Origin of the sequence: Shewanella sp. FDAARGOS_354, assembly GCF_002209245.2 — a bacterium.
GTDB classification, from domain to species: domain Bacteria; phylum Pseudomonadota; class Gammaproteobacteria; order Enterobacterales; family Shewanellaceae; genus Shewanella; species Shewanella xiamenensis.
The window spans coordinates 3278117-3291128 of the sequence record NZ_CP022089.2 but is presented as its reverse complement, the minus strand read 5'-3'; the positions used below and the strand labels follow the sequence as shown (position 1 = coordinate 3291128).

Annotated in this window: 7 protein-coding genes, 1 tRNA gene and 3 rRNA genes; 6 read left to right on the top strand and 5 right to left on the bottom strand. The window is 47.4% G+C overall.

The features are described from left to right. Positions 1–8 precede the first annotated feature (8 nt). The 3 genes from CEQ32_RS14745 to CEQ32_RS14735 all read right to left on the bottom strand — a co-directional run bounded on the left by CEQ32_RS14745 (position 9) and on the right by CEQ32_RS14735 (position 2977). Positions 9–1685 (bottom strand): 4Fe-4S binding protein, encoded by a 1677-nt coding sequence (locus tag CEQ32_RS14745; protein ID WP_088586298.1) that lies wholly within the window; start codon positions 1683–1685, stop codon positions 9–11. A gap of 171 nt (positions 1686–1856) precedes the next feature. Then, positions 1857–2513, bottom strand: coding sequence for a DUF3306 domain-containing protein (locus CEQ32_RS14740; protein ID WP_037429184.1), 657 nt, complete (start codon positions 2511–2513; stop codon positions 1857–1859). Then, on the bottom strand, positions 2513–2977 hold the full coding sequence (locus CEQ32_RS14735) for a DUF3305 domain-containing protein (protein WP_037429183.1): 465 nt from the start codon (positions 2975–2977) through the stop codon (positions 2513–2515). Before CEQ32_RS14735 ends, CEQ32_RS14740 begins: the two co-directional genes overlap by 1 nt. 298 nt (positions 2978–3275) lie before the next feature. Between CEQ32_RS14735 and CEQ32_RS14730 the strand changes: the two genes are divergently transcribed. The 6 genes from CEQ32_RS14730 to CEQ32_RS14705 all read left to right on the top strand — a co-directional run bounded on the left by CEQ32_RS14730 (position 3276) and on the right by CEQ32_RS14705 (position 11108). Continuing rightward, on the top strand, positions 3276–4172 hold the full coding sequence (locus tag CEQ32_RS14730; protein WP_055646686.1) for a formate dehydrogenase accessory sulfurtransferase FdhD: 897 nt from the start codon (positions 3276–3278) through the stop codon (positions 4170–4172). A gap of 38 nt (positions 4173–4210) precedes the next feature. Then, positions 4211–5116, top strand: coding sequence for a helix-turn-helix transcriptional regulator (locus CEQ32_RS14725; RefSeq protein WP_037423474.1), 906 nt, complete (start codon positions 4211–4213; stop codon positions 5114–5116). A 736-nt stretch (positions 5117–5852) separates the two neighbouring features. Beyond that, positions 5853–7395 (top strand): 16S ribosomal RNA (locus CEQ32_RS14720). 370 nt (positions 7396–7765) lie between these two features. Beyond that, positions 7766–10657: ribosomal RNA gene (locus tag CEQ32_RS14715) — 23S ribosomal RNA — on the top strand. Between the two features lie 222 nt (positions 10658–10879). Continuing rightward, a 5S ribosomal RNA gene (gene rrf / locus CEQ32_RS14710) occupies positions 10880–10995 on the top strand. Together the 16S, 23S and 5S rRNA genes with 1 tRNA gene alongside form the textbook arrangement of a ribosomal RNA operon. 36 nt (positions 10996–11031) lie before the next feature. Then, a tRNA-Asp gene (locus CEQ32_RS14705) sits at positions 11032–11108 on the top strand. Positions 11109–11313: 205 nt separating this feature from the next. Here the strand turns inward: CEQ32_RS14705 and CEQ32_RS14700 are convergent. Beyond that, positions 11314–12213, bottom strand: a complete 900-nt coding sequence (locus CEQ32_RS14700; protein WP_088585327.1) for an IS982 family transposase — start codon at positions 12211–12213, stop codon at positions 11314–11316. A 280-nt stretch (positions 12214–12493) separates the two neighbouring features. Continuing rightward, positions 12494–12988, bottom strand: coding sequence for a hypothetical protein (locus CEQ32_RS14695; RefSeq protein ID WP_088586297.1), 495 nt, complete (start codon positions 12986–12988; stop codon positions 12494–12496). Between the last annotated feature and the right edge of the window lie 24 nt (positions 12989–13012).

Genomic DNA, 13012 nt, shown 5'->3' with positions numbered 1-13012 from the left:
CGGATCTCTTATCGCAGTTGCTTTTCAGGATCTTGAAGAATGTCTTCAAACATGTCTTTTACCCGGCAATCACCACACATTTTCAAGCGTTCAATATTGGCTGAAAATGCACTGTGCGCGCCGACCATATCCAGCATCCGATGCACCATAGATTGGGTCGCAAAAGGAGAGCCGCAGCGAATACATTCGAACGGGGCTTCTTCTTTCAGGGTTTGTAATTGCTGACGAGCAGCTTTATCAAAGTTAATTTGTGGCGTCAGGCTGATGACCTTTTCAGGGCAAGCCGCCTCACATAAGCCACATTGCACACAGTTTTGCTCAATAAAGTGTAGTGCAGGTTTGTCGCCACCATCTTGTAATGCCATGGTGGGGCAAATCGCCACGCAGGACATACAGAGCGTACATTTCTCGACATTGACGCTGACGTTGCCGTAGGGAACGTTGTTGATACTTAAACAGCTGTTGATTTCACCCGCTTGGCTGTTTAGATGGTCAATCGCATCAAACAGAGTGTTACGTTTGCTGGTGGACGCAAAAGCGCCGGGCACAATCACTGGCCAATCGAGGCTGATGTCGAGCACAGGCTCCAAATTCGCCAGCATGCTTGGGTCGATAAGACTCAAGCGCTGCGGTTGACCCATTTCATCTAAAATGCTGTTGGCTAAAGCCAGTTCACCTTTCAACATTTGTGTGAGCGTAGGGGCAGTTGCCTCGGTATTGAGGATTAACACTTGGCGTGCGCCCCAAGCTAGTGAAGCTAACCAATGGTCAATGCTGGCAACGGTGATTTCTTCGAGGGCGACAGGGAGCACATCCCCGGCTAAGTCGTCCCCTATCAAGCTCGCGCCAACCGCGTTGTCGTGGAACAATATCACTGGTGCTGTTTGCGCTTGCTCACGGTAACGACTGATGATTTTATTCAGGTAAGAATGCAGTGCCTGTGGGGTCGGTAAGTCATAACTAATGGCCCCCGTTGGGCAGGCACTCGAGCAGCTGCCAGCGCCGTGGCAAAGGTAGGGGTCGACCTCAATTTTTTTAGCGACACTACTAATCGCATCAGCTGGGCAGAAGTTGAGGCAACGGTTACAGCCGTTGATACCGTTGCGGTCATGGGCGCACAGGTCGGCATTAATTTTGACGTAGCGAGGTTTATCAAATTGGCCAACCAGTTCGGGGAGTTGCTCTAGTGCATCGGCGAGCTTTATGTCGTCTTGGCCAACATAGAAATACCCCGGTGGTAGCATTTCGAGATTCAAGCAAGGTGTGCTGCTTAAATCGAGTATCAAATCAAAGTGCGGTTTACGAATGGCGACAACACTTAATTCCGCTGCACCGTTTTGATGCTCAACGCTAACTTGGAACTGCCCTAAAAATCCTTTAATACCGATCAGTTTGTTGTAGTAACTTTCGACATTCGTGGCGGCAGCCATCACCTGCTCAAGGTGTGCTTCATCTTGGCTGGTAATGGCTTCGTTCGCTAAAATGACGCGGCTTGCCATAGTGGACAATTTGTCCGCTGCGAGGCGTGCGAGATCCTCAGGGCCAATAATTAGCACTGTGCCTTCAGTGGTGTAACTCACTGTTGGCGGGATCAGATTCTGTAAAATCTGTGTTTGGGCTAACACATTTTGCCGCGCTTGTTTTAGCGCAGCCTGGGTTTGATTGGTTGTCAAATGAGTGCTCACATTGCGTTCCTGAACAGTACGTTGGCTGCTCTTTTATCGCTGTTTTGTTACAGATTCAGGCATTGATTTGATACTAAGTCATTGCCTTTTCTGCTTTTATCTAAGTTTTGTACTCTTAGTACAGCAATTCACATACCAAAGTTATAGACATAAAAATTAGCTAAACTGACATTAAACAACTGGCTTTTGCATCTGAGCTAATGGCTCTGGTGCATTTTGGGGTAGGTCATCAGTCTCCCCATCCAAATTGTCCGCAATCGGTATGGTGGCTAATTCGGTTTCGATATCACTGTTTTTTGATTCGATGGTATTTTCTGCACCGATCACTACATCGTCTGGTGTTGAGGTCGGTTCGATCTCTGATTCTTCACTGTCTTTGGTGATATAGCGGAATACTTTCTGGGCTAATTCAGCTGAGACTTCGCGTGTTAGTTTCGGTTGGTTGCTGTAATCAAGAGCATATTCCAAAAGACCATCTATCTCATTGAAATGCGGTTGTTTCCAAAGGGCGCGTAGCGCTGCCGTTTTTGCTGCTGGGTCAACATTCGCCCCCATAAACTGAGCGAAACTGCCACCAATCTCAATCTCGTCAGGATTAGGGAGATCTTCTGCCGTGAGGATGCGATGAGGGTCTTCATTTGCCTGGCTAAGCGCATCTTGTGATTCTTGCGCAGCGGTAGGCTCTTGAGTGATCTCTTCTGCCTTATTATCAACAAGTTCTTCCGCAGTCGTTTGCGTTTTAACAGCGGCTTCTTCAGCTGCCACTTGCTCACGACGTTGACTCCAACGGCTAAAAAAACCGTTTGCCTTTGGGGTTGAATCAGTCATTAGTCCCTCCGCAATGGATCGTGGCTTGGACCTTGATTTTTACGGTGATCGACATGCTTACGACGATAAGCAGCGATTTCAACTTCACCATATTGAGTGATAAAGGCTTCGATCCAACAGGCAATCGCTTCAGGCATTAGCGTGTTGATTACGGGCGTATTGCCTTCAAGACAGCCCGCAGCAACATTTTGATCTGCCGAAAGTAACGCGGGTACCCAAGTACCGTCTGCCATTTCATCACAGACTAAGTACAACATCGCATTGTCCATATCGAGGTTGATGCGGTAACTGGCGCGCTCATCTTTGTGCAGCTCTAGCAGTACTAAGGTCGCTCCTTCGGGGGCTTCGTGGGTTGTGGGAAGTAAATGATCGATTTCCCATTGTACTGAGGTCCAACGACCCACCTGTTTCTCTACTTTTTTGAGTGAAACGTACATGGGCCAAACACTAGTAGTATGTTGCATTGTCTCTCCGTTTCAACCGTAAGGGAGATAAGCCTTAGCATCCGGCGCTATTTCCCCTGCTTATCGTGATAAAAGGTCACTGCAATATTAATGCCATTAAACAGGGGGAATTAGTTTGAAGTGGATCATCAAAATAGGGTTAAAAGCGAGACATTTTGTCTGAGTGGACATTTTGTCTGAGACATTTTGATGCGCCAGAATGTTTCGTATTGCGACGGATCACGCATTTAGCCCTGAGTTTTATACCTAGGTATAAATATTGCTATGCTGATGCCATCACTCGTAAAGCGGTAACATTATGATTTCTGATAACAGTTCTAATATTGCTCAGCAGATGCTCGCCAATGACCATCCTTCTCTACCCAAGCGAAGCTTTTCCTTTGTAAAAACTCAAGCTGAAGTGCCGTTAACTATTGCCGTCAAAGCAGTGGATGAGTCAGGAGTGGTTATTGATAAGCATGTTGCCTGTGAGCGACCTTTAACGGTTTATCTGAACTGGCGCCCGATAGTGACCCTGATGACATTGGGGGCAAAGCCTGAGTCATTAGCTCTTGGTTATCTTAAAAATCAGGGTTTTATCTCGGATGTTGCTCAATTAGAGTCTGTAATTGTTGATTGGGATGTGAATTCTGCCGCGGTATTAACGCATGAGCACACCGCCGATCTCGAACAAAAGTTATCTGAAAAAACCGTTACTTCCGGCTGTGGCCAAGGGACTGTATATGGCAGTTTTATGCAGGATTTAGATGGTATTCAGCTACCTACCCCAAGCCTTAAGCAGAGTACGCTCTACAGCTTGCTCAAAAACATCAATGAATATAATGAGACCTACAAAAATGCAGGTGCAGTGCACGGCTGTGGTGTTTGTGAAGCTGACCAGATCCTTGCTTTTGTAGAAGATGTTGGCCGTCATAACGCGGTGGATACCTTGGCGGGAGATATGTGGTTAGCACAGGATCGGGGCGATAACAAAATCTTCTATACCACAGGACGGTTAACCTCGGAGATGGTGATTAAGGTCGCCAAAATGGGGATACCCGTATTGCTGTCGCGAAGTGGTGTAACGCAAATGGGTCTGGAGCTTGCCCAAAAACTTGGTATCACGATTATTGCTCGGGCCAAAGGGCGTCACTTTTTGGTCTACCACGGTAGTGAAAATCTCGAATTTGATGTGAATACCAACTCCGATAAATAGCGACCGGACTCAAAAGAGATAGACGACAAGGATATAAGATGACATCCGCCAGTGAATTGATTTACATGAGCGCGAAGCAAGTTGCTGAGTATTTAGATCTTAATGAGAAAAAGGTTTACGCGATGGCGAATGACCGAATTCTTCCCGCAACAAAAATCACCGGCAAATGGTTATTCCCTAAGGTGCTGATTGACCGCTGGGTGATGGACTCCTGCCATAGCGGTATGTTAACTGACAGACTATTGATTACTGGTAGTGATGATCCTCTGTTGTCAATGTTAGTGGCGCGTTTGATGGCGCAGGTTGGTAGTCGTGAGCTTATTAGTTACAGTGCAACAGGCTCTCGTTTGGGGTTAGAGTTATTAGCTAAGGGCTATGCTGATGTGTGTACCTTGCACTGGGGGAGTATGGAAGATAGAAATATCCGCCATCCAGCATTGCTTAAAGGTTATCAAAACCACCAACAATGGATCATGGTGCACGGCTATTCCCGTCAGCAAGGCTTGATCATGCGTACCGATATGCACCACAGATGTCAAGAGGAGGATAAAGTTCTCAGTTTGCCTTGGCGCTGGGTCAGTCGCCAAGGCGGCGCTGGCAGTCAGCAGCATCTAGAGCAGTGGCTATTAAAGCAAGGTGCACGTTTAGATCAGCTTAATATCATACTCACAGCTTATAGTGAGCGTGAACTTGCAGGCTATATTGCACGTGGAGATGCAGATATTGGTTTTGGTTGCCAGTCTGTTGCTTTAGAGAGCGGTTTAAGCTTTGTGCCACTGATCAGGGAGTCCTTCGACTTTGTGATGCCACAAAGTATTTACTTTCGCAGGCAGCTACAACAACTGTTTACTATGTTAAGCAGTGGGCATACTCGGCAAATGGCGGCTCTTTTAGGGGGATATGATCTTACCGATTGCGGACAGCTTCTTTGGAGTGCAAGTTAAGTACCTATATATGTACGTATAAGTGAATCACTACACGCTACTTTATAGCTTATATATGTATAAAGTAGCGGCTGACACCAATAGCCTTCATCTTGCTTAATAATGTAGAGCTCCAAATTTACCGCCTCATTTAATTCTTTTTTCTATCTTTAGCACACACTCGTTTACTCAATAAAGGCTCGCTGTTAGGTTTGTTTTACGCATAAATCCAGCGTTTGTGGATAACTCTGGGTATAACAAGTGTGTAGGTTGTGGCTAGCTTGGGTGTAACAATCTATTTGAAAATTAATCATAAAAACCTGAAAAAAGCGCTTGCACAAAAAGTTTCGCTGCCTATAATGCGCATCCACTGACACGGCAGACAGCGAAAGCGAGCGCGGTTTCAGTTCGAATCGAATGCAAAATGTGCAGTTGATTCGAAAGCCTCAAGAAGTTTGCAAAAACGCCTTGACGCGACAAGGGAAATGCGTAGAATACGCAGCCCTGGCCCGCTGAGCGGTAACGCAAGCGATGAGGTCAAACGCTCTTTAACAATCTAAACAAGAAATCTGTGTGGACACTCACAGGTGTTGAGTTAATCGAAATTACTCTGCCGTTTGGCGAGTAATCAAAGAATTAAATCAATGAATGAGTGTTCATAGCAATATGTACAAAGTTTTGGTTTCGCTTTTTTAAAAGCGGAAACAAACGACAGAATTCATTGAGTCGTTTAACGCGAGTTAAACAAAAAAACTTTTAATTGAAGAGTTTGATCATGGCTCAGATTGAACGCTGGCGGCAGGCCTAACACATGCAAGTCGAGCGGCAGCACAAGGGAGTTTACTCCTGAGGTGGCGAGCGGCGGACGGGTGAGTAATGCCTAGGGATCTGCCCAGTCGAGGGGGATAACAGTTGGAAACGACTGCTAATACCGCATACGCCCTACGGGGGAAAGAGGGGGACCTTCGGGCCTCTCGCGATTGGATGAACCTAGGTGGGATTAGCTAGTTGGTGAGGTAATGGCTCACCAAGGCGACGATCCCTAGCTGTTCTGAGAGGATGATCAGCCACACTGGGACTGAGACACGGCCCAGACTCCTACGGGAGGCAGCAGTGGGGAATATTGCACAATGGGGGAAACCCTGATGCAGCCATGCCGCGTGTGTGAAGAAGGCCTTCGGGTTGTAAAGCACTTTCAGTAGGGAGGAAAGGGTGAGTCTTAATACGGCTCATCTGTGACGTTACCTACAGAAGAAGGACCGGCTAACTCCGTGCCAGCAGCCGCGGTAATACGGAGGGTCCGAGCGTTAATCGGAATTACTGGGCGTAAAGCGTGCGCAGGCGGTTTGTTAAGCGAGATGTGAAAGCCCTGGGCTCAACCTAGGAATAGCATTTCGAACTGGCGAACTAGAGTCTTGTAGAGGGGGGTAGAATTCCAGGTGTAGCGGTGAAATGCGTAGAGATCTGGAGGAATACCGGTGGCGAAGGCGGCCCCCTGGACAAAGACTGACGCTCATGCACGAAAGCGTGGGGAGCAAACAGGATTAGATACCCTGGTAGTCCACGCCGTAAACGATGTCTACTCGGAGTTTGGTGTCTTGAACACTGGGCTCTCAAGCTAACGCATTAAGTAGACCGCCTGGGGAGTACGGCCGCAAGGTTAAAACTCAAATGAATTGACGGGGGCCCGCACAAGCGGTGGAGCATGTGGTTTAATTCGATGCAACGCGAAGAACCTTACCTACTCTTGACATCCACGGAAGAGACCAGAGATGGACTTGTGCCTTCGGGAACCGTGAGACAGGTGCTGCATGGCTGTCGTCAGCTCGTGTTGTGAAATGTTGGGTTAAGTCCCGCAACGAGCGCAACCCCTATCCTTATTTGCCAGCACGTAATGGTGGGAACTCTAGGGAGACTGCCGGTGATAAACCGGAGGAAGGTGGGGACGACGTCAAGTCATCATGGCCCTTACGAGTAGGGCTACACACGTGCTACAATGGCGAGTACAGAGGGTTGCAAAGCCGCGAGGTGGAGCTAATCTCACAAAGCTCGTCGTAGTCCGGATTGGAGTCTGCAACTCGACTCCATGAAGTCGGAATCGCTAGTAATCGTGGATCAGAATGCCACGGTGAATACGTTCCCGGGCCTTGTACACACCGCCCGTCACACCATGGGAGTGGGCTGCAAAAGAAGTGGGTAGCTTAACCTTCGGGGGGGCGCTCACCACTTTGTGGTTCATGACTGGGGTGAAGTCGTAACAAGGTAGCCCTAGGGGAACCTGGGGCTGGATCACCTCCTTACCTATACGACTAACTCGATGTTTGGTTGGTAAGAAACTGCTCCATGCGTTTCTTACACACGGCACATCCATGTGCCTGAGTGTTCACACAGATGGCTTGTTGAACTTCCTGTAAAGGAAGGGAGAGCGACATGCACCGCGAGCCGGTATGCATTGTTCTTTAACAATTTGGAAAGCTGATAGTAATTAACACAATGATGTCTGTCGTTGTGTTAATACGAAAAAAATTGAGTTCTTAAAACACTTGTTAAGTGTCTTGAATATTCAAGTCTAAGGCGAGTCCATCTTCTTGGTCGAAGATGAGACAAGTAAAACCAGCTGGTCGCAACAATTCAAGTGGCTCACGCAAGTGAAACCTATTTGGGTTGTATGGTTAAGCGACTAAGCGTATACGGTGGATGCCTTGGCAGTCAGAGGCGATGAAGGACGTAGTAACTTGCGAAAAGCGTTGGCGAGCTAGTAACAAGCATTTGAGCTAACGATGTCCGAATGGGGGAACCCGGCCGCATAAGCGGTCATCATGTGGTGAATACATAGCTACATGAGGCAAACGAGGGGAACTGAAACATCTAAGTACCCTTAGGAAAAGAAATCAACCGAGATTCCCCTAGTAGCGGCGAGCGAACGGGGATTAGCCCTTAAGTCAGAGGGGTGTTAGTGGAATGGTCTGGAAAGTCCAGCGGCACAGGGTGATAGCCCCGTACACGAAAACTAACCTTTGATGAAAACGAGTAAGGCGGGACACGTGATATCCTGTTTGAATATGGGGGGACCATCCTCCAAGGCTAAATACTCCTGACTGACCGATAGTGAACCAGTACCGTGAGGGAAAGGCGAAAAGAACCCCTGTGAGGGGAGTGAAATAGAACCTGAAACCGTATACGTACAAGCAGTGGGAGCGGTTCTTGAGACCGTGACTGCGTACCTTTTGTATAATGGGTCAGCGACTTACGTTTTGTAGCGAGGTTAAGCGAATAGCGGAGCCGTAGGGAAACCGAGTGTTAACTGCGCGTTTAGTTGCAAGGCGTAGACCCGAAACCCGGTGATCTAGCCATGGGCAGGTTGAAGGTTGAGTAACATCAACTGGAGGACCGAACCGACTAATGTTGAAAAATTAGCGGATGACTTGTGGCTGGGGGTGAAAGGCCAATCAAACCGGGAGATATCTGGTTCTCCTCGAAAGCTATTTAGGTAGCGCCTCGAGCGAATACCATTGGGGTAGAGCACTGTTAAGGCTAGGGGGTCATCCCGACTTACCAACCCTTTGCAAACTCCGAATACCAATGAGTACTACTCGGGAGACAGACGGCGGGTGCTAACGTCCGTCGTCAAAAGGGAAACAACCCAGACCGTCAGCTAAGGTCCCAAAGTGTATGTTAAGTGGGAAACGATGTGGGAAGGCTTAGACAGCTAGGATGTTGGCTTAGAAGCAGCCATCATTTAAAGAAAGCGTAATAGCTCACTAGTCGAGTCGGCCTGCGCGGAAGATGTAACGGGGCTAAACATACCACCGAAGCTACGGGTGCAATTCATTAGAGTTGCGCGGTAGAGGAGCGTTCTGTAAGCCGTTGAAGGTGAAGGGGTAACCCACACTGGAGGTATCAGAAGTGCGAATGCTGACATGAGTAACGATAAAGGGGGTGAAAAACCCCCTCGCCGAAAGACCAAGGGTTCCTGTCCAACGTTAATCGGGGCAGGGTGAGTCGACCCCTAAGGTGAGGCCGAAAGGCGTAATCGATGGGAAACAGATTAATATTTCTGTACTTCCGCTAACTGCGATGGAGAGACGGAGAAGGCTAGGCTAGCGCGGCGTTGGTAGTCCGCGTTTAAGGTGGTAGGTGGGTGACTTAGGCAAATCCGGGTCACTATACACTGAGAGCTGATGACGAGTCCCCAAGGGGATGAAGTAGTTGATGCCATGCTTCCAGGAAAATCTTCTAAGCTTCAGGTTAGCGGGAATCGTACCCCAAACCGACACAGGTGGTCGGGTAGAGAATACCAAGGCGCTTGAGAGAACTCGGCTGAAGGAACTAGGCAAAATGGTACCGTAACTTCGGGAGAAGGTACGCTCCTGTTGGTGATGAGACTTGCTCTCTAAGCTGACGGGAGTCGCAGATACCAGGTGGCTGCAACTGTTTATCAAAAACACAGCACTGTGCAAACTCGCAAGAGGAAGTATACGGTGTGACGCCTGCCCGGTGCCGGAAGGTTAATTGATTGGGTTATCGCAAGAGAAGCTCATGATCGAAGCCCCGGTAAACGGCGGCCGTAACTATAACGGTCCTAAGGTAGCGAAATTCCTTGTCGGGTAAGTTCCGACCTGCACGAATGGCGTAATGATGGCCACGCTGTCTCCAGCCGAGACTCAGTGAAGTTGAAATTGCGGTGAAGATGCCGTATACCCGCGGCTAGACGGAAAGACCCCGTGAACCTTTACTATAGCTTGGCACTGAACATTGACCCTACATGTGTAGGATAGGTGGGAGACTATGAAGTTGGAACGCTAGTTCTGATGGAGTCGTCCTTGAAATACCACCCTTGTAGTGTTGATGTTCTAACTTGGCCCCATTATCTGGGGTAAGGACAGTGCCTGGTGGGTAGTTTGACTGGGGCGGTCTCCTCCCAAAGAGTAACGGAGGAGCACGAAGGTTGGCTAAGTACGGTCGGACATCGTACGGTTAGTGCAATGGCATAAGCCAGCTTAACTGCGAGACAGACACGTCGAGCAGGTACGAAAGTAGGTCATAGTGATCCGGTGGTTCTGAATGGAAGGGCCATCGCTCAACGGATAAAAGGTACTCCGGGGATAACAGGCTGATACCGCCCAAGAGTTCATATCGACGGCGGTGTTTGGCACCTCGATGTCGGCTCATCACATCCTGGGGCTGAAGTCGGTCCCAAGGGTATGGCTGTTCGCCATTTAAAGTGGTACGCGAGCTGGGTTCAGAACGTCGTGAGACAGTTCGGTCCCTATCTGCCGTGGGCGTTGGATGATTGAGGGGAGTTGCTCCTAGTACGAGAGGACCGGAGTGAACGAACCGCTGGTGTTCGGGTTGTCATGCCAATGGCATTGCCCGGTAGCTATGTTCGGAATCGATAACCGCTGAAAGCATCTAAGCGGGAAGCGAGCCCCAAGATGAGTCATCCCTTGGACTTTAAGTCCACTAAAGAGCCGTTCGAGACTAGGACGTTGATAGGTCAGGTGTGTAAGCGTTGTGAGGCGTTGAGCTAACTGATACTAATGACTCGAGAGGCTTAACCATACAACCCAGATGGGTTTTGCTAAGTAGCACTTAGCTTGAATAGAAACACTTAAGAAGTGATACTCAATACAGCTTTCTAAATTAACAAATAAAGGTTAATTACGCAGGTAATTGTACGGCAGACAAAGCCGTGACGAGCAAAGGGCGGAGTGTACGGTAGTACATGAGCACTGGAGTGAGGAAACAATGCCGTCAGACGTAGAATTAACCAGTAAGAATTTGCTTGGTGACAATAGCATTGTGGTCCCACCTGATCCCATCCCGAACTCAGAAGTGAAACGCAATCGCGCCGATGGTAGTGTGGGGTCTCCCCATGTGAGAGTAGGTCATCGCCAAGCGCCTAATTTAGCTTAATGTGCAAACGTTAAGTTAAAGGAGCGGTAGTTCAGTTGGTTAGAATACCGGCCTGTCACGCCGGGGGTCGCGGGTTCGAGTCCCGTCCGCTCCGCCAACATTCATGAAGCCCATGCTATTAATTAGCATGGGCTTTTTGATTTTCCATCAGTTCCTATCTCATTTCTTTCTTCGTGACCGTGACCAAAATGTGACCATTTCGTGACTTAGACTCACGTTTAACCGAGGGTCATTTTCTTAATCTTTGTAGATTAAATGATGTATCAGCCGATTTCGATTTTACTATTTAACCTCAGATCTGGTTAAGCCAGCACTAAATTAGAGCTATCTAACAGTTCAAGCTCCTGAGCTGTTAGATTTAACGATGGCTTTTCTTCTTTTAAACAATATGCAATCAATCCACCAAGTAGATTGAGCATGAACCCATGCTCGCTGCGGTGTCTTGAGTGTTCAATATAGGAAATGTTCTTCAATTGGTCATTCACTGTTTCAATGATGAATCGCTTTTTTAAGATTGCTCTATCCCATAGAGAAATAAACTTTTTCTTCATGTTCTTACGAACTGTGGTGATTAACTCAACGCCCTTTTCCAAAAGCTCACCTGTTAGGGCTTGGCTAATATAGCCTTTATCACCATAAAGCTTACCAAAAAGAGACTCAGCCATTTCACTGACAGGTTGCCTGTCATCGACATTACCTTTCGTCAGTTTTAACGCTACAATTTCACCCAAGTGATTGATAATAAGATGCAGTTTAAATCCAAACGACCAGCCCATAGTTCCCTTTCCATGTTCGGCAATGCCTTCAAAAACCTTATTTCGCTTCGCTCGAATAATATGACAGACTTCAATTTTAGTGGAGTCGACAAACTGAATTCCCGTTGGCTTTCCAAGCTTTGAAGTCAGATAGCTACACATAGGGACAACGACGCTAGGCATTAATGCAAGGAAACGAGTGTAGCTCAACAACTCTGGAAAATAGGGTTTTAGCTGGCGACAAACATAGTGCAGATAATAATTTTTGAAATCTCGGTAATGTGATTGATGGAAATGAATGATAATGGTCATCACTTCTGCGGGAGAAAGGCGACAAGGTCTATTACGCTTCATTTCACCATTATCAAGCAATAAGCGTTGCCAATGTGGGATAAATAACTGACAGAAATCATCGACATCACAGTAAGTTTCAACTAGTTTGTTCATGCTCGTTCCTTTTTCTAATCACTCTTGGTCGAATGATCGGATCAGGGAACGAGCATTTAGTTCCTTTTGGGAGCTAAATTCTTATCCGAAGCTCAGGTTATTTAGAGTTGAAAATTCTTAATGCTAGCTAAAGTGACTTACTTTTTTAACCCTAAAAATTTGTGCAGAGTATAGGAAAGTATCTAACTTGGTTCGAGTAAACTCTTAACATAGGCATATAAAGACTATTGTGTCAGGGGAAGACGTTATTGCTACTGGCATCTACTACAGAATACTTAAGTTAGTATGGTGTACCAACAATAACTTTTGTTTTAAGTAGCCCAGCTATCGTACGTTGGTAGTGATAACCATCTTCCGTCGAACGCCCTACTGGCTTGTCCAATAGAGATGATGCCAGACTAGCGTGGATCAAGAACTTATGTCCACCACAGTGGCATAAAACGAAACGTTCTGCTCGTTCGGAAAGCTCCATCCAAGTACGAGGTAGATCTGCACAAATTAGCCGTTGCAGAGCATGACGAGCACGTTTGCCATGTTGACGGCAAGTAGCCATTGCAACTAATTTCCAGCCACGTTTTGCCTTGAATAAAGTCAAAGCTATTAAATGTCCTCTGTATAGAACCAGCCGCCAACGTTGGGTATCGATTAATAGCTCTGCTGGCTCATTGTAGTGGAGTCCACCGCTAACATCTGCATAACTTTTTTCGAGCAAATCCCAAACCTGTGCAAGATATTGTTGCATCCGTTGTTTGTCGGTGATAGTTATTGTTTTCATTGAGCCCCTGAGCATTAAAAGTGA